Here is a 16,811-nt window from a genome sequence, read left to right on the forward strand (position 1 = left end):
GCCAGCGCGATGAGAGCTGCACAACATTCGCGTGTTGCCACAAGATCAGCTGGGTAACCCCTCCTTCTTCCTGGTCAGACGCCTGCCGTCCCAGTTAGCGGACGCTCACACCGCACCGCCCGCTCCGCCGGGATGCCGTTCGTTTCCGGTCAAAAAACCGAGGTCCCGGTCCTCCGCATCGCGTGCGGGAGGACCGGGACCTCGGTCTTCGCAGGGCTTGGCCGCCGTCAGGTCACGTGGCCGGGAGCGAGAGGGGGTCGCCCCCGGCCACGGACGCCTCAGTGGGCCGGGACCGCCACCTTCGCGGTCTCGTCCTCGCCGGACTGCTTCGCGAGCAGGTCGTCGACGTCGACGCTGCCGGGGTTGTTCAGCACCTCGGTCAGGCGGTCCCTGTCGAGGGACTTCTGCCAGGCGGCGACCACGAGCGAGCCGACGCCGTTGCCGATGACGTTGGTGATGGCGCGGGCCTCGGACATGAACCGGTCGATGCCGACGATGAGCGCGATGCCGACGGCCGGGATGGCGCTGTGCGCCTCGAACGCCTGCAGCGAGGCGGCCAGGGTGACCAGGCCGGCGCCGGTGACGCCCGCCGCGCCCTTGGACGCGATCAGCATGAACAACAGCAGGCCGATCTGCACGCCGATCGACACGTCGTGACCGGTGGCCTGGGCGATGAAGATGGCGCCCATGGTCAGGTAGATGCAGGTGCCGTCGAGGTTGAACGAGTACCCGGTCGGGATGGTGAGGCCCACGACCGACTTCTGCGCGCCCGCCGCCTCCAGCTTGACCATCATGCGCGGCAGCACCGACTCCGAGGACGACGTGCCGAGCACGATCAGGATCTCGTCCTTGATGTAGCGCAGGAACTTGAAGAGGCTGAAGCCCGCGACCTTCGCGACGATGCCGAGCACCACGACGACGAACAGCAGGCAGGTGGCGTAGAAGGAGCCCATCAGCCACAGCAGCTTGCCGAGCACGCTGCCGCCGAACTTGCCGACGGTGTAGGCGATGCCGCCGAACGCACCGATCGGCGCGACGTACATGACGATCTTGATGATGCCGAACATCACCTTGGAGAGCGTCTCCATCGCGGACACGACCTTGGCGCCGCGCTCGCCCATGCCGGCGACCGCGATGGCCACGAGGATCGCGACCACGAGCACCTGGATCAGCTGCCCGTCGGTGAACGCGCTGACGAACGACTTCGGCACGAGGCTCAGGATGAAGCCGGTGACACCGGTCTCCGCGCTGGAGGCGTCCTTCAGCGTCTTGTCGGCGGCACTCGCGTTCAGCTGGATGTCGCCGCCGTGGTGACCCGGCTGCACGATGTTCACGACGAGCAGGCCGATGGCGAGCGCCACGGTCGTCATCGCGGTGAAGTACAGGATCGTGCGGAGTGCGAGACCGCCCGCCTTGGCGAGGTTCCCGAGGCCGGCGATGCCGACGATGATCGTGGCGAAGATGGTCGGGGCGATCACCACCTTGACCAGGTTCACGAACAGGTCGGCGAGCCACTTCATCTCGGACGCCTGCTTCGGGAACAGGAACCCGACCGCGGCGCCCAGCACGATGGAGACCAGCACCCAGAAGTAGAGGTGCCTGTAGATCGGTTTGCGGCCTGTGGTGGTGGTCGCCACTGTTCCTCCTCGAACACTTCGCGTTGGGTAGGAGGGTGAGCCGCGCCACGCACAGCGACAAGGCGGTGCCCGGAAACTTCAGACAGACCTGACGTAACGGTTAGTCTTCGGTGGTGTCGCTCAGCCGTCGCACACTTCTGCTAGGGGGTGCCCTCGCTCTCACGGGGTGCACCCCGCGGAAGGTCGAGGCACCCGCGCGGCTCGTGCTGGCCACCGGCCCGGACGGGGCGGTGTTCCGCGAGATCGGGGCGGCGCTCGCACGGGTGCTGGCCGAGCAGCTGCCCGGCACCGAGGTGGTCGCGCAGCCGACCGGCGCGTCGGTGGAGAACCTGCGGCTGCTCGCCGAGGGCAGGGCCGACCTGGCGCTGTCCTCTTTGGACGCCATCGAGCCGCCGGAGAGCGTGCGCGCGGTCGGGCGGCTCTACGACAGCTTCATGCAGATCGCGGTGCGCAAGGAGTCGTCCATCGAACGGCTCGCGGACCTCGCGGGCAAGCGGATCTCTTTGGGGCCCGTGGGTTCCGGCACGGAGTTCACCGGACGGCGGCTCCTGCAGTACCTCGGCGGTGCGTCCGCTGTGGACGAACGCATGGCGCACGCGGTGGCCTCGCGCCGGCTCGCCGACGGCTCGCTGGACGCGCTGCTCGCGTTGACCGGCATCCCGACCGACGCGGTCTACAACATCAAGGACCAGGTGCGGCTGATCAACCTCCAGGACGAGGCGGTGCGACTCCACCGGGAGTTCCGCGGCCCGTACATCCCGGCCACGATCCCCCAGTCGGTGTACAACCCGATCCCGGCCTGCCACACGTTCGCGGTGCCGAACCTGCTGCTCGCGCACGAGTCGCTGAGCGCGGACGTGGTGGAGGTCGTGACGCGGACGGTGTTCACCGAGACCGCGCGGATCGTGGAGGGGCACCCCGAGGCGTCGCGGATCAACGTGCGCACCGGCATCGCGACCGGTGAGGTGCCGTTGCACGAGGGCGCCATGCGGTGGTTCCGCTCGGTCAAGCGCTGAGGCTGATCTTCACGTCGAGGCCGGGACCGGCGTCGTGCAGCGTGAGCGCACCGCCCGCGGACTCGATCAGCTCGGCGCAGATGGCGAGGCCCATGCCGGTGCCGGGCACGTTCTGGTGCTTGGTCGCGCGCCAGAACCGCTGGAGCGCGTGCTCGCGTTCGTCGGCGGTGAGCCCGTCGCCGTTGTCGACCACGTGCAGCTCGCCCTTCGCGCCGGTGACCACGACCTCGGTGGCGTTGGCGAGGCGGATGGCGTTGCTGACCAGCTCGTCGAGCACGCTGCCCAGGCCGCCGGGCGGTTCCTGCATGGTGAGCCCCGGTGGCACGGTGACCTTCAGCTCGACCCCGGCCCGGTGGGCGAGCGCCTGCCAGCCGGCCCGGTGCGTGGCGAGGAGCTGGTCGATCTCGACGGGTTCGGTGTCGCGGGCGCTGTCGAGGCGGGTCGCGGCGAGCAGCGTGTCGAGCACCCGGCCCATCTCCTCCGCCTCGTCCACGGCGATCTGGTGCGCCTCCCGCCCGTGTTCGCCGCCGACGTGCGGCTCCAGGTTGTCGACGGCGAGCCGCAGGCTGGCCAGCGGGTTGCGCAGCTGGTGCGACGCGTCGGCCACGAACGCCTTCTGCCTGGTCAGGGCCCTGCCGACGACGTCGACCATGGTGTTGAAGCTGCGGGCGAGCCTGCGCAGCTCCGGCGGTCCGCCGACCTCGTCCGCGCGCACCTCCAGGTTGCCCTGCGCGACCGCCGCCGTGGCCTCGTCAAGGCGGCGCACCGGCCGCAGCACCCACCGCGACATCGGCCACGCCGCCGCGACCACCGCGAGCATCGGCGCGAGCCCGGCCAGCCCCATCAGCCCCCACTGCCGCAGCACCTCGCCGCGCAGCGCGGCGGTCGGCGAGATCGTGACGACCGCCGCCACCACCTCGCTGTCCCGCCCGACCGGCTCGACCACGACCATCGGGTCGGTCCGCCACGGCCAGCCCGAGTACCCGGCCGGCGGCGAGTACCCGGACAGCGCCGCGCTGAGCCCGCCCTCGACCAGGTCGTCGTGCGGGTCGAAGCCGTTGCGGGAGGTGATGAGCACGCTGCGGTCGGCGCTGACCAGCGCCACCGTGATGCCGTAGACGTCGTCGTACCGGTCGAACTCGTCGCGCAGCAGCTCCGTGCGGTCCGACTGCAACGCGCTCTCCGCGAGCGAGGCGAACCGGCTGGCGTCCCCGAGGCGGTCGAGGTAGGTCGTCTGGGTCTCGCGCTGCACCACGGCGGAGGCGAGCGGGATGCCGAGCGCGGCGACGAGGGCGACGAGCAGCGGGACGGTGATGACGAGGAGTCTGCGCAGCATCAGCCGCCGTCACGGGTTCGCATCGGGCACCTCACGGCGTTCATCATCCGGTACCGCGACGACACCCCGCAGTGCCGTGTTCCCGAAGTCACCCCCGGTAACCCTGCTCGCCCCGCACCTGCCGGAGAAGCTAGGTGGCCAGGCGGTAGCCGACGCCCCTCACGGTTTCGATCTTCACGTCGGTGCCGAGCTTGCCGCGCAACGCCGCGATGTGCGTGTCCAGCGTGCGCGAGGGCGCCTCCCAGTGCGCCTGCCACACCTGGTCGACGATGAAGTCGCGGCTGACCACCTCACCGGCCCTGGTCGCGAGCAGCGCGAGCAGGTCGAACTCCTTGCGGGTGAGCGACAGCGGCGTGCCGTCGAGGGTGGCGACGCGGGTGGGCACGGAGATGCTCAGCGCGCCCACCCGCACCGGGCCCTCGGCCTCCGGCTCCGCCCGGTGGGTGCGGGTGCGGCGCAGCACCGCCTCGATGCGGGCGAGCAGCTCCGAGGTGCCGAACGGCTTCACCACGTAGTCGTCGGCACCCGCGCGCAGGCCCAGGACGCGTTCGCGTTCCTCACCGCGCGCGGTCACGGTGATCACCGCGGTGCCCGGCCGGTGCCGCAGCTCGCGCAGCACGTCCAGGCCGTCGCCGTCGGGCAGGCCGAGGTCGAGCAGCACCACGTCCGCGGGCGCGGCTTTGAGGGCGTCGGCGGCCGTGGCCACCCGGTGCACCTCGTAGCCCGCGTGCCGCAACGCGGTCAGCAGGCCCCTGGCCACCCGGTCGTCATCCTCGACGACGAGCACGCGCACTCGGTCACTCCGGTTTGACGGACTCCGCCTGGGAGCCGGTCTTGTCCTTGTCGGCCGCCACGGCCGCGGTCTCGGTCTCGGCGGGTTCCGCGGTCTCGGTGCCGCCGTCCTCGGTCTTCGGCTCGCCGGTGCCGCGCAGTGCCGCGACGTCCTCCCGCGGCCCACGCGACTTCGCGATCACGAAGTAGGCGACCGCGCCCAGGAACACCAGCGCCGACACCCACACGTTCACGCGCTGGCCGAACACCAGCGTCGCCTCGTCGGTGCGCATGAGCTCGATCCAGAACCGGCCCGCGGTGTAGCCCGCGACGTACAGCGCGAACACCCGGCCGTGGCCCAGGCGGAACCGGCGGTCGGCCCACACCAGCAGCAGGGCGACACCGAGGTTCCACAGCAGCTCGTAGAGGAACGTCGGGTGCACGACCTGGATGGGCGTGTGGTCGACGGCGACGCCCGCGAGCATGTCCTCACGGCCGTCCGGCGTGACCCGGCGGTAGATCTCCAGGCCCCACGGCAGCGTCGTGTCGGCGCCGAAGAGCTCCTGGTTGAAGTAGTTGCCGAGGCGTCCGACGGCCTGCGCCACGACGATGCCGGGCGCCAGCGCGTCGGCCATCGCGGGCAGCGGGATGCCCTTGCGCCGGCAACCGATCCAGGCACCCACCGCACCGAGGGCGATCGCGCCCCAGATGCCGAGGCCGCCGTTCCAGATCTCCAGCGCCGCGAGCGGGTTCCTGCCCGGCCCGAAGTACTTCTGGTTGTCGGTGATGACGTGGTAGAGCCGGCCACCCACGAGACCGAACGGCACCGCCCACACGGCGATGTCGGTGACCTCGCCCTTGACGCCCCCGCGCGCGACCCAGCGGCGCTCGCCCCACCAGATGGCGATGACGATGCCCGCGATGATGCACAGCGCGTAGGCCCTGAGGGGGAGCGGACCGAGGTACCAGACACCGCGGTCGGGGCTCGGGATCGTGGCCAGCACGACGGAGTTCAACCCGTTCAACACGCCGCCCACCGTACCGGTGGCCCCGTGAGCCTCCTGTGGGGACGCTCGATCGTTATCTTGACCGTCCCCGGTGAGGAAGGCCTGACATGACGGTCCTGGTGGTCGGCGGCGGCATCGGCGGCCTCGCGACAGCGCTCGGTCTCGCCCGCGCCGGGCACCGCGTGGCGGTGCTGGAGGCGGCGGCCGAGTTCACCGAGATCGGCGCGGGCGTCCAGATCGGTCCCAACGGCTTCCGCGCGCTCGACGCGCTGGGCGTCGGTCCCGCGGTGCGGTCACGGGCCGTGCACGTCGACGAGCTGCGGCTGCGCTGCGGCGTCTCCGGCCGGGTGGTGGCGTCGCTGCCGGTCGACGAGGGCTTCCGGGCCCGGTTCGGCACGTACGCGGTCGTACACCGCGACGACGTGCTGGCGCCGTTGCTCGCCGCCTGCCGCGACCTCGTGGACCTGCGCCCGGACAGCGCCGTCACGTCCTACGAGCAGGACGGCTCCGGGGTCACGGCGGTGCTGCGCTCCGGCGCGCGCGTCCGCGGCACGGCTCTGGTCGGCGCCGACGGCCTGCGTTCTGCGGTCCGCCGCCAGCTGGTCGGCGACGGCGACCCGGTGGTGTCCGGCCACACCACGTTCCGCGCGGTCATCCCGGCGGACGCCGTGCCCGCGGAGCTGAAGGAGAACGTGGTCACGCTGTGGGCGGGTCCCCGTTTCCACGTCGTCTGGTACGTCATCGCCGGTGGCCGGCTCGTGAACCTCGTCGCCACCACCGACAACGGCGCCCGCGACCCGTTGTCCGGCGTGCCCGTCGAGCACGCCGACGTCCTGGAGCACTTCACACCGCTGTGCCCGGACGCGGCGCGGGTCATGGCGCTGGCCGACGAGTGGCGGGCCTGGGTGCTGTGCGACCGCGAGCCGGTCGCGGACTGGCGGGACGGCCGGGTCGTGCTGCTCGGCGACGCCGCCCACCCGGTGCTGCAGTACGCCGCGCAGGGCGCCTGCCAGGCGCTGGAGGACGCCGTGTGCCTCTCCTCGGTGTTCGACCCGCGTGACGTGGACGGCTCCTTCGCGCGGTACGTCGCCCTGCGTTCCGAGCGGACGGCGCGCGTGCACCACGCCTCACGGTCGATGGGGCGGGAGGTCTACCACCCGGCCGGGGAGGCGGCCGCGGCCCGTGACGCGATGTTCGCGGCGTGGAGCGCGGCTGACCTGCACGGCCGGCTGGAGTGGCTGTACGGCTAGTCGTTCAGGTCGATCGTGACGGGGAACGGGTGGCGGTCGAGCGTGAGCACGCCGTTCACGCTGCGCGCGATCTCGAAGTACTCGGGCTTCTCACCCCGCATGTACAGCGTGGACACCGGAGCATCCGGCACCGGGTCGACGACCAGGTAGTAAGGCACGCCGCCCTCTGCGTACAGCTGCCGTTTGACGACCAGATCGGTCACCCGCGTGCTCTTGGACAGCACCTCGCCGACGAGCAGCACCTTCTCGACCGGGAACGTCACACCGGCATCGCACCGTTCGACCACGGTGAAGTCCGGGATCAGCAATCGGCCGTCGGACAGCGCGACGTTGATCTCGATCGTCGCCTTGAAGTCCTTCGGGCAGGCGGACCGCAGTGTGGCTGCGACGCCGAACACCAGGTCCTGGTGCCGGAAGGACCCGAGGGGGCTCATGAGGAGCGTCCCGTCGACGAGTTCGATGCGCTGCCGGTGGTCCTCCGGCAGGGCGAGGACGTCGTCGAGCGACCACGGGCCCACGTGGCTGAGCATGTAGTCAGACTTGGCTTCGGCTGGAGCCGCCACCGCGCATCACCTCCGAAAACCGCCCGGCGCACACCAGTGTGGCACGCCGGAACGGGAGCTGGCTTGTGCATACGACCACGATCGCAGCTCGACCAGCGGTTTTCGGCGTTTTCGACCTCGAACGGGCCGATTTCATTCGATCAGGCGTTCGAACCAGAGCCCCTTGGATTCACTCCAAGGGACCGTCAGACGGTGGCCGCGGCCGACCGCACGCCCTTCGCGAGGTCCGCCGCCAGTGCGCGCACCGCGCCATCGCCTTCGGCGACCGCGGACACGAACGCCGACCCGACGATCACGCCGTCCGCGAACCCGGCGATCTCGGCGGCCTGCGCGCCGTTGCGCACGCCCAGCCCGACCCCGATCGGGAGCGAGGTGTGCTCACGCACCCGCGCGACCAGTTCGGGAGCATCCGACGACACCACGTCGCGGGCGCCGGTGACGCCCATGACCGCCGTGGCGTACAGGAAGCCGGAGGACGCCTTCGCGGTCATCGCGATGCGCTCCTCGGTCGACGACGGCGCGACCAGGAACGTCCGGTCCAGCCCGTGCGCCTGGGAGGCGGCCATCCAGTCATCGGCCTCGTCCGGCACCAGGTCCGGGGTGATGATGCCGAGCCCGCCGGCCGCGGCGAGGTCGCGGGCGAACGCGTCCACGCCGTAGCGCAGCACCGGGTTCCAGTACGTCATCACGACCGCGCGGCCACCGGCCTGCGCCACCGCGTCGACCACGTCGAACAGGTCCTTCACCCGGAAGCCCGCACGCCGTGCCTGCTCGGCGGCGGCCTGGATGGTCGGGCCGTCCATGACCGGGTCGGAGAACGGCAGGCCGACCTCGACGAGGTCGCAGCCGGCCTCGACCATGGCCTTCAGCAGGTCCTTCGAACCGTCGACGGTCGGGAAGCCCGCGGGCAGGTACCCGATCAGCGCCGCCCGCGACTCGGCGCGTGCGGTGGCGAAAACCTCGGACAACGACATCAGGCCCGTCCCCCGTCAGCGAGGCCGAAGTACTCCACGGCCGTGTCCATGTCCTTGTCGCCGCGACCGGAGAGGTTCACGACGAGCAGCCCGTCCTGGCCGAGCTCCTGGCCGAGCTTCAGCGCGCCGGCGAGCGCGTGCGACGACTCGATCGCCGGGATGATGCCCTCGGTGCGCGAGAGCAGCGCGAAGGCCTCCATGGCCTCGGCGTCGGTCACCGGGAAGTACTCGGCGCGGCCGATGTCCTTCAGGTGCGAGTGCTCAGGGCCCACGCCGGGGTAGTCGAGACCGGCGGAGATCGAGTGGGCCTCGGTGATCTGGCCGTCGTCGTCCTGCATCACGTACGACATCGCGCCGTGCAGCGAACCGGGCGTGCCGGCCGTGAGCGTCGCGCCGTGGCTGCCGCTGTCCAGGCCGGAGCCGCCGGGCTCGACGCCGACCAGGCGCACGTCCGCGTCGTCGATGAAGCCGTGGAAGATGCCGATCGCGTTCGAGCCGCCACCGACGCAGGCGACGACGGCGTCGGGCAGCCGGCCCGCCTTCTCGAGGACCTGCTCGCGGGCCTCGATGCCGATGACCCGGTGGAAGTCGCGCACGAGCAGCGGGAACGGGTGCGGGCCCGCGGCGGTGCCGAGCAGGTAGTGCGTCTCGTCGACGTTGGTGACCCAGTCGCGCAACGCCTCGTTGATCGCGTCCTTCAGGGTGCGGGAGCCGGACTTCACCGGGATGACCTCGGCGCCGAGCAGCCGCATGCGCGCGACGTTGAGCGCTTGGCGCTCGGTGTCGACCTCGCCCATGTAGACGACGCAGTCGAGGCCGAGCAGCGCGCACGCCGTCGCCGTCGCCACGCCGTGCTGGCCCGCGCCGGTCTCGGCGATCACGCGCTTCTTGCCCATGCGCTTGGTGAGCAGCGCCTGACCGAGCACGTTGTTGATCTTGTGGGAGCCGGTGTGGTTGAGGTCCTCGCGCTTGAGGAACACCCGCGTGCCGGCGTGCTCGGCGAACTTCGGGGCCTCGGTCAGCAGCGACGGGCGGCCCGCGAAGTCGCGCAGCAGGCGCTGGAACTCGTTCACGAACTCCGGGTCGATGCGCGCCTTGTCGTACTCGGCGGCCAGCTCGTCCACCGCCGCGATCAGGGCCTCCGGGACGAACCGGCCGCCCCACGGGCCGAAGTGGCCGCGGTTGTCGGGGTCGTGCGGCGTGGGCGTGAACTGGCCCATCGGGTGGCTCCTCCAGCGCTGTTGTCGACCGCGCCTCTTACCGGCTCGGCCTCGGGCACGCCGGGTGCGAACCGGCGGTCACGAGCTTGTTCACGGCGGCCTTGGGGTCGCCGCTGGTCACCAGGCTCTCACCGACGAGCACCGCGTCGGCGCCCGCTCCGGCGTAGGACATCAGGTCACCGGGCCCGGTCACACCGGACTCGGCGATCTTGACCGTCTCGAAGGGTAGTCCGGGAGCGATCCGGCCGAAAACGTCTTTGTCGACCTCCAGCGTGTGGAGGTTGCGCGCGTTGACGCCGATGACCGACGAACCCGCCTCCAGCGCGCGGTCGGCCTCCTCGGCCGTGTGCACCTCGACGAGCGCCGTCATGCCGAGCGACTCGACCCGGTCCAGCAGCGACACCAGCGCGTTCTGCTCCAGGGCGGCCACGATCAGCAGCACCAGGTCCGCGCCGTGCATCCTGGCCTCGTGCACCTGGTACGGCGACACGATGAAGTCCTTGCGCAGCATGGGGATCTTCACCGTTCTGCGCACCGCGTCGAAGTCGGCGAGCGACCCGCCGAAGCGCCGCTGCTCGGTCAGCACGCTGATCACCGAGGCGCCCCCGGCCTCGTACGCGGCCGCGAGCTCCGCCGGCTCGGGGATCTCGGCCAGCGCGCCCTTCGACGGGCTCTTGCGCTTGACCTCGGCGATGACCCCCACGTTCGGACCGCGCAGCACCGACATCACATCGAGCGGAGGAGCGGCCTTGGCCGCGCGCTCCTTGACGACGTCGAAGGACAACTGAGCCTCACGAGCGGCGAGATCCTCACGCACACCTTCGAGGATCGACTCGAGAACCGTCACAGTCTTGAACCCCTTCCCGCTACGGGGATGCTAACCCCGCCGGAGTAACGCACCGACCACCGGGGGTTCCGCGTCCACGCAGCTAGCCGTGGTCGTTCGCCCGTCACATGCGCGAATGCCGATCGTTGATCTTCACTCGTCGGTGTCACCCCGGACCGGCCCCCTACCGTCAGTCGACCCGCCCGCCGGTCCGTCGGTGGGGTCGTCGCCGCGTTCCAGCGCGCGCCACATGTCCTTCTCCGGGTCCGCGGCGCGGGTCTTCTGCCCGCCCACCCCGATCTTCGGCATGCGCGCGCCGAAGACCACCTGGACCGCGCCGGAGGCCACCACGAGCACACCGCCGGCGATGGCGAGCCAGTGCCCGCCGAACGCCGCCGCGACGCCCACGGCGACCAGCAGCGCCCCGAGCACGCGCCGGGCCACCCCGCTGACCGCCACGGCCGCGGCCACGGCGGCGAGGCTCAGCAGCGCGACCGGCACCAGGTCAGCACCCCAGAAGGCACCCGCCGCGCCCACCAGCAGGAGCGCGGCGATCCACAGTGGACGGTTACCCCTCAACGGCGGGCTTCAGCGTCTGCGCGGTGGCGATCGCGGCCAGCACCGCACCCGCCTTGTTCAGCGTCTCGTTGTCCTCGGCCAGCGGGTCCGAGTCCGCCACGATGCCGCCGCCCGCCTGCACGTACGCCACGCCGTCGCGCAGCAGCGCAGTCCGGATGGCGATGGCGGTGTCCGCGTCGCCGGCGAAGTCGAAGTAGCCGACCACGCCGCCGTAGAGGCCGCGGCGGGTGGGTTCCAGCTCCTCGATGAGCTCCATCGCACGCGGCTTGGGCGCACCGGACAGCGTGCCGGCCGGGAAGCAGGCGGCGACCGCGTCGTAGGCCGTCTTGCCCTCGGCGAGCTCACCGGTCACGGTCGACACGATGTGCATGACGTGGCTGTAGCGCTCGACCTTGAAGAAGTCGACCACGTGCACCGAGCCCGGCTTGCAGACCCGGCCCAGGTCGTTGCGGCCGAGGTCGACGAGCATCAGGTGCTCGGCGCGCTCCTTGTGGTCGGCGAGGAGGTCCTTCTCCAGCAGGGCGTCCTCCTCCGGGTCCTCGCTGCGCCAGCGGGTGCCCGCGATCGGGTGAGTGGTCGCCTTGCCGTCGCGCACCGTGACCAGCGACTCGGGGCTGCAGCCCACGATGTCGAAGCCGTCCAGGCGCAGCAGGTACATGTACGGGCTGGGGTTCGTCGTGCGCAGGACGCGGTAGATGTCGAGCGCGTCGGCGTCCGTGTCGATCTCGAACCGCTGCGACACCACGACCTGGAACGCCTCGCCGGCCCGGATGGCCTCCTTGGCCTTCTCGACGGCCGCGAAGTGCTCCGCCTGCGAACGGCGGCGGCGGAACTCCGGCTTGGGGCGGGAGAACACCGCGGTGGTCGGCGGCGCGGGCATGTGCAGCGCCTCGGTCATGTCGTCCAGCCGCCGCACCGCGTCGTCGTAGGCGGCGTCGACGTTCTCCGGCGAGTTGTCCCAGTTGATCGCGTTCGCGATGAGCGTGACCGTGCCCTCGTGGTGGTCGAGCGCCGCGAGGTCCGTGGCGAGCAGCATGACCAGCTCGGGCAGCTTCAGATCGTCCTCCGCGATGGACGGCAGCCGCTCCAGCCTGCGCACCGCGTCGTAGCCGATGTAGCCGACCATGCCGCCGGTCAGCGGGGGCATGCCGGGCAACGGGTCGGTGCGCAGCACCTCGATGGTCTCGCGCAACGCGAGCAGCGGGTCGCCGCCGTCGGGCAGCCCGACCGGCCGCGTGCCGGTCCAGAACGCCTCACCACCGGTCGCCGTCAGCGCCGCCGTGGACCGCACGCCGATGAACGACCAGCGCGACCACGACCGCCCGTTCTCCGCGGACTCCAGGAGGAACGTGCCCGGCCGGTCCGCCCCGAGCTTGCGGTACAGCCCGACCGGCGTCTCCGCGTCGGCCAGCAGCCTGCGCACCACCGGGATGACCCGGCGGTTCACGGCCAGCTCGCGGAACTCCTCACGCGTGGGGCTCACGGCCCCCAGACCAGCGGCGGCCACAGCCCCGATGACGCTCACCATGACGGCAATTGTTGCATAAATTCAACAACTGTTGAACCATGACTCCCGTGGACCAAGTGAACCAGAAACGGCGGGGCCGCCGCGCCGCGGGCGAGGACACGCGGGCCGCCCTGCTGGCCGCGGCCCGCGAGACCTTCGTCGAGAAGGGCTACGACGGTGCCACGGTCCGCGCGATCGCCGCCCGCGCCGGCGTGGACGCGGCCATGGTCAACCACTGGTTCGGCGGCAAGGAGGGCCTCTTCGCCCAGTCCGTGCTGCAGCTGCCCTTCGACCCGGCCGAGATCCTCAAGCGCCTGCTCGACGGCCCGGTGGAGGAGGCGGGCGAACGCATCATCCGCACCTTCGCGACCGTCTGGGACGCGACCGGCGGCGGCACCTTCGCGGCGCTGATCCGCAGCGTCACCAGCCACCAGGAGGTCGCGAACGCCCTGCGGTCGTTCTTCATCAGCGCGATCTTCACGAAGCTGCTGACCGAGATCGGGGCGGAGGACCGCGAACTGCGCGCGACCCTGGCCGCCACGCAGATGGTGGGGCTGGGGATCGTGCGGTACGTGGTGCGGTTCGAGCCGCTGGCCTCGGCGGAGGTGGAGACCGTGGTGAAGGCGATCGCGCCGAACATGCAGCGGTACCTGACGGGCGACCTGGACTGACCGGCCGCCCTCGGCCTCACGCGTCCGCGAGCAGCACCGTGGCGTCGAAGCAGGTGCGGTCGCCGGTGTGGCAGGCCGCGCCGACCTGGTCGACCACGAGCAGCAGCGCGTCGCCGTCGCAGTCGAGCCGCACCTCGTGCACGTACTGGGTGTGCCCGGAGGTCTCGCCCTTGACCCACAGCTGCCGGCGGCTGCGCGAGTAGTAGGTCGCGCGGCGGGTGGTGAGGGTGCGGTGCAGCGCCTCGTCGTCCATCCACGCCACCATCAGCACCTCACCGGTGCCGCGCTGCTGGGCGACCGCGCAGACGAGGCCGTCGGCCGTGCGCTTCAGCTTGGCCGAGACGGCGGGGTCGAGCGGGCTGCTCACCGGGGTCCTCCCAGTTGTCGACGAGCGGGTCCGGTGTTGAGCAGGACCACTCCGTAGATGTGCACGGCGGACAGCACGCCGGACGCGACGCGGGCCCACACCGGGCCGTCGGCCAGGACGATCACCAGGTGCAGCAGGGCGACGAGCACGAACACGACCATCGCCGGGTAGTGCGCGAACCGCAGGCCCAGCAGCAGGCAGGCGGCGACGGGCAGCTCGACGAGGGCGAGGAACGACGGCAGCTTCAGCACGTCCGCGTCACCGCTGGTCCGCCACAGCACCAGGCCGACGGCGAAGAACACCAGCGCGCCGCCGAACGCGACCGCCGAGGACACCAGCACCTCCGGCGACCTGCGGCGGGTGGTCATCGCACGACCACGCCCGCGTGGCGCAGGCCGTCCTTCACCTCGCCGATGCGCAGCTGTCCGAAGTGGAACACGCTCGCCGCCAGCACCGCGTCCGCACCGGCCGCGACCGCGGGCGCGAAGTGGTCGACCGCGCCGGCGCCGCCGCTCGCGATGAGCGGCACGTCGACCTCGCGGCGCACCAGCTCGATCAGCTCCAGGTCGAACCCGGCCTTGGTGCCGTCGGCGTCCATCGAGTTCAGCAGGATCTCGCCGACGCCCAGCTCCTGGCCCTGCGCGGCCCACCGCACCGCGTCGATGCCGGTGCCGGTGCGGCCGCCGTGCGTGGTGACCTCGAAGCCGGTGCCGCCGGGCACGCGCCGCGCGTCGACCGACAGCACGACGCACTGCGCGCCGTACCGCTGGGAGCACTCCCTGAGCAGCTCGGGCCGCGCGATCGCCGCCGTGTTCAGGCTGACCTTGTCCGCGCCGGCCCGCAGCAGCCTGTCGACGTCGTCCGGGCTGCGCACGCCGCCGCCGACGGTCAGGGGGATGAACACCTGCTCGGCCGTGCGGCGCACCACGTCGTAGGTCGTCTCGCGGTCGCCGCTGCTGGCGGTCACGTCGAGGAACGTCAGCTCGTCCGCGCCCTCGGCGTCGTACGCCCTGGCGAGCTCGACGGGGTCGCCCGCGTCGACGAGGTTCGTGAAGTTGACGCCCTTCACCACCCGGCCCCGGTCGACGTCGAGACAGGGGATGACACGGACCGCGACCGACATGCCCGAAAGCCTACAAGCAGCCCTTTCGGGACTACGCTGGGACACCATGATCACCGAGCTCGGCGAGGGCAAGTACCTGCTGCTGACGACGTTCCGCAAGAACGGCACCGCGGTGCCGACACCGGTGTGGGTGGTGCCCGGCGAGGGCGCGGTCGTCTACGCCTGGACCGCCAGGGACACCGGCAAGGTCAAGCGGATCCGGCGCAGCGGTGCCGTGGAGATCGGCGCCTGCGACGTCCGGGGCAACCCGAAGGGCGCCTCGATCCCGGCGCGGGCGCGGATCCTCGACGACGCCGCGAGCGACCGGGTCAGGGCCGGGATCACGAAGAAGTACGGGATTCCCGGCTGGCTGACGGTGTTCGGCAGCAGGCTGCGCCGCGGCCGCACCGGCACGGTCGGCATCGAGATCACCCCCGCCTGACCACTTGCCTGCCCGGCAACCGTCAACCGGCGGTTGACGTGATCAAGATCGTCAACCTAGAGTTGACGGCGTGATCCAGCTGACCGACCTCATCGCCACGATCGGCGAGGAAGCCGACGACGTGCTCACCCGCCTCGCGAAGGCGGTTGAGCGCAGCGGGCAGCTCACCGAGCTCGGCGACCACCTGGTCGGCCACTTCGTCGACGAGGCCCGCCGCGGCGGGGCCAGCTGGGCGGAGATCGGCGAGAGCATGGGCGTGACGAAGCAGGCCGCGCAGAAGCGGTTCGTGCCGAAGGAGTCGCCCGAGCTGACCAAGCCGTCGATGGACCGCTACACGCAGCGGTCGCGGCGGGTGATCGCGCTGGCCCGGCACCACGCGCGGTTCAGCGAGCGGATCGGCACCGAGCACCTGCTGCTGGGCCTGCTCGACGAGTCCGGCGGGCTCGCGGCGAAGACGATCGCGAAGCTGGAGTCCGGTGACGGCAGCACCCGCATCGCCGTGCTGCACCGGCTGGAGAAGGAGCCGAAGCAGCGCCCGGAGAAGCAGCCCTACTCGACGCACTGCAAGAAGTCGCTGGAGCTCGCGGTGAGGGAAGCGCTGCGGCTGGGCCACATGTTCATCGGCACCGAGCACATCCTGCTCGGCGTGCTGCTCGAAGAAGGAGGGACCGCGGCCGACGTGCTCAACACCACCGGTGTCACGCACGAGGCCGCGGCCCGTCACGTCGAGAGCGTCGTCAACGCACCGCAGCAAGCGCTTCCGGGAGCGTGAAGGCGCCCGCGTAGAGCGCCTTGCCGACGATCGCGCCTTCCACGCCGTCGCGGGAGAGCTTCGCGAGCGCCACCAGGTCGTCCACACTGGACACCCCACCGGAGGCGACGACCGGCGCGTCGGTGCGGGCGCAGACCTCGGCCAGCAGGGCGACGTTGGGGCCGGTGAGCGTGCCGTCCTTCGACACGTCCGTGACCACGTACCGCGCGCAGCCGTCGCGGTCGAGGCGGTCCAGCACCTCCCACAGGTCACCGCCGTCGGAGGTCCAGCCGCGGCCCTTGACCCGGTGGCCCTCCTCGGTGATGCGCACGTCGAGGCCCACGGCGATCTTCTCGCCGTACCGGGCGATGGCCTTCGCGCACCACTGCGGGTCCTCCAGTGCGGCGGTGCCGAGGTTCACGCGGGCACAGCCGGTGGCCAGCGCGGCCTCCAGCGACGCGTCGTCGCGGATGCCGCCCGACAGCTCGACCCGCACGTCCAGCTCGCCGACGACCCGCGCCACCAGCTCGCGGTTCGAGCCGCGCCCGAAGGCGGCGTCCAGGTCGACCAGGTGGACCCACTCCGCGCCGTCGCGCTGCCACTGCAGGGCGGCGTCCAGCGGCTCGCCGTAGTTCGTCTCGGTACCGGCTTCGCCCTGCACGAGGCGAACGGCACGACCGTCGGCCACGTCGACAGCGGGGAGGAGTGTGAACGTCACGCGCTCAGCCTAGCCTCCCCCCGCACGCGCTCCGTGACGGCCGTGGCGAGCGGGAACCGGACCGGTGTCCTCAC

General features: G+C 71.5%; 19 protein-coding genes. 5 read left to right on the top strand and 14 right to left on the bottom strand.

Translation table 11 applies throughout. The features are described 5' to 3' along the window. Positions 1-278: 278 nt before the first annotated feature. Positions 279-1,637, bottom strand: a complete 1,359-nt coding sequence (gene dctA / locus ACZ7CF_RS24485) for a C4-dicarboxylate transporter DctA (RefSeq protein ID WP_360390330.1) — start codon at positions 1,635-1,637, stop codon at positions 279-281. A gap of 113 nt (positions 1,638-1,750) precedes the next feature. Between dctA and ACZ7CF_RS24490 the strand changes: the two genes are divergently transcribed. Next, complete coding sequence (locus tag ACZ7CF_RS24490) at positions 1,751-2,653, top strand: TAXI family TRAP transporter solute-binding subunit (RefSeq protein ID WP_470370671.1); 903 nt, start codon at positions 1,751-1,753, stop codon at positions 2,651-2,653. Here ACZ7CF_RS24490 and ACZ7CF_RS24495 read toward each other — a convergent pair. The 3 genes from ACZ7CF_RS24495 to lgt all read right to left on the bottom strand — a co-directional run bounded on the left by ACZ7CF_RS24495 (position 2,643) and on the right by lgt (position 5,788). Continuing rightward, entirely contained in the window at positions 2,643-3,989 is a 1,347-nt protein-coding gene (locus tag ACZ7CF_RS24495; protein ID WP_360390336.1) for a sensor histidine kinase, read from the bottom strand. The two genes, ACZ7CF_RS24490 and ACZ7CF_RS24495, sit on opposite strands and share 11 nt — an antisense overlap. 130 nt (positions 3,990-4,119) lie before the next feature. Beyond that, a complete protein-coding gene (locus tag ACZ7CF_RS24500) occupies positions 4,120-4,782 on the bottom strand; it encodes a response regulator transcription factor (RefSeq protein ID WP_360390339.1) in 663 nt (220 codons plus the stop codon). Positions 4,783-4,786: 4 nt separating this feature from the next. Further along, positions 4,787-5,788 (bottom strand): prolipoprotein diacylglyceryl transferase, encoded by a 1,002-nt coding sequence (gene lgt / locus ACZ7CF_RS24505; RefSeq protein WP_458430767.1) that lies wholly within the window; start codon positions 5,786-5,788, stop codon positions 4,787-4,789. Between the two features lie 86 nt (positions 5,789-5,874). On the opposite strand from lgt, the gene ACZ7CF_RS24510 reads away from it, so the two are divergent. Continuing rightward, positions 5,875-7,017 carry an FAD-dependent monooxygenase gene (locus tag ACZ7CF_RS24510; RefSeq protein WP_470370672.1) on the top strand — a complete coding sequence of 381 codons (1,143 nt, stop codon included), beginning with the start codon at positions 5,875-5,877 and terminating at the stop codon, positions 7,015-7,017. On the opposite strand, the gene ACZ7CF_RS24515 is transcribed toward ACZ7CF_RS24510, so the two are convergent. From ACZ7CF_RS24515 to ACZ7CF_RS24540, 6 genes are all read right to left on the bottom strand, one after another. Continuing rightward, positions 7,014-7,547, bottom strand: a complete 534-nt coding sequence (locus tag ACZ7CF_RS24515) for a Uma2 family endonuclease (RefSeq protein ID WP_470370673.1) — start codon at positions 7,545-7,547, stop codon at positions 7,014-7,016. The genes ACZ7CF_RS24510 and ACZ7CF_RS24515 overlap by 4 nt on opposite strands. A 218-nt stretch (positions 7,548-7,765) precedes the next feature. Beyond that, positions 7,766-8,554, bottom strand: a complete 789-nt coding sequence (trpA, locus tag ACZ7CF_RS24520) for a tryptophan synthase subunit alpha (RefSeq protein ID WP_458430764.1) — start codon at positions 8,552-8,554, stop codon at positions 7,766-7,768. Further along, positions 8,554-9,774, bottom strand: a complete 1,221-nt coding sequence (gene trpB / locus ACZ7CF_RS24525; protein WP_458430763.1) for a tryptophan synthase subunit beta — start codon at positions 9,772-9,774, stop codon at positions 8,554-8,556. The genes trpA and trpB overlap by 1 nt, the downstream gene beginning before the upstream one ends. Before the next feature lie 37 nt (positions 9,775-9,811). Continuing rightward, positions 9,812-10,621, bottom strand: coding sequence for an indole-3-glycerol phosphate synthase TrpC (gene trpC, locus ACZ7CF_RS24530; protein ID WP_360390350.1), 810 nt, complete (start codon positions 10,619-10,621; stop codon positions 9,812-9,814). A gap of 132 nt (positions 10,622-10,753) precedes the next feature. Then, positions 10,754-11,179 (bottom strand): Trp biosynthesis-associated membrane protein, encoded by a 426-nt coding sequence (locus tag ACZ7CF_RS24535; RefSeq protein WP_458430762.1) that lies wholly within the window; start codon positions 11,177-11,179, stop codon positions 10,754-10,756. Beyond that, positions 11,169-12,707, bottom strand: coding sequence for an anthranilate synthase component I (locus ACZ7CF_RS24540; RefSeq protein WP_360390356.1), 1,539 nt, complete (start codon positions 12,705-12,707; stop codon positions 11,169-11,171). The genes ACZ7CF_RS24535 and ACZ7CF_RS24540 overlap by 11 nt, the downstream gene beginning before the upstream one ends. A 38-nt stretch (positions 12,708-12,745) precedes the next feature. Between ACZ7CF_RS24540 and ACZ7CF_RS24545 the strand changes: the two genes are divergently transcribed. Continuing rightward, a complete protein-coding gene (locus ACZ7CF_RS24545) occupies positions 12,746-13,357 on the top strand; it encodes a TetR/AcrR family transcriptional regulator (protein WP_458430761.1) in 612 nt (203 codons plus the stop codon). Positions 13,358-13,373: 16 nt separating this feature from the next. Here the strand turns inward: ACZ7CF_RS24545 and hisI are convergent, their stop codons facing one another. Genes hisI through hisF form a run of 3 tightly spaced genes read right to left on the bottom strand, consistent with a single transcriptional unit; the run spans position 13,374 to position 14,847 of the window. After that, entirely contained in the window at positions 13,374-13,724 is a 351-nt protein-coding gene (gene hisI, locus ACZ7CF_RS24550) for a phosphoribosyl-AMP cyclohydrolase (RefSeq protein WP_360390361.1), read from the bottom strand. After that, the gene (locus ACZ7CF_RS24555) at positions 13,721-14,092 is read right to left on the bottom strand and encodes a hypothetical protein (RefSeq protein WP_470370674.1); all 372 of its coding nucleotides are present in this window, start codon (positions 14,090-14,092) and stop codon (positions 13,721-13,723) included. The genes hisI and ACZ7CF_RS24555 overlap by 4 nt, the downstream gene beginning before the upstream one ends. Next, complete coding sequence (hisF, locus tag ACZ7CF_RS24560; RefSeq protein ID WP_360390367.1) at positions 14,089-14,847, bottom strand: imidazole glycerol phosphate synthase subunit HisF; 759 nt, start codon at positions 14,845-14,847, stop codon at positions 14,089-14,091. The genes ACZ7CF_RS24555 and hisF overlap by 4 nt, the downstream gene beginning before the upstream one ends. Before the next feature lie 46 nt (positions 14,848-14,893). Between hisF and ACZ7CF_RS24565 the strand changes: the two genes are divergently transcribed. Further along, a complete protein-coding gene (locus ACZ7CF_RS24565; RefSeq protein ID WP_360390369.1) occupies positions 14,894-15,268 on the top strand; it encodes a PPOX class F420-dependent oxidoreductase in 375 nt (124 codons plus the stop codon). 70 nt (positions 15,269-15,338) lie between these two features. Next, positions 15,339-16,040, top strand: a complete 702-nt coding sequence (locus ACZ7CF_RS24570; protein ID WP_360390372.1) for a Clp protease N-terminal domain-containing protein — start codon at positions 15,339-15,341, stop codon at positions 16,038-16,040. Here the strand turns inward: ACZ7CF_RS24570 and priA are convergent. After that, entirely contained in the window at positions 16,006-16,737 is a 732-nt protein-coding gene (priA, locus tag ACZ7CF_RS24575; RefSeq protein WP_360390374.1) for a bifunctional 1-(5-phosphoribosyl)-5-((5-phosphoribosylamino)methylideneamino)imidazole-4-carboxamide isomerase/phosphoribosylanthranilate isomerase PriA, read from the bottom strand. The genes ACZ7CF_RS24570 and priA overlap by 35 nt on opposite strands. Between the last annotated feature and the right edge of the window lie 74 nt (positions 16,738-16,811).

The sequence above is a fragment of the Lentzea sp. NPDC036955 genome (assembly GCF_055608005.1).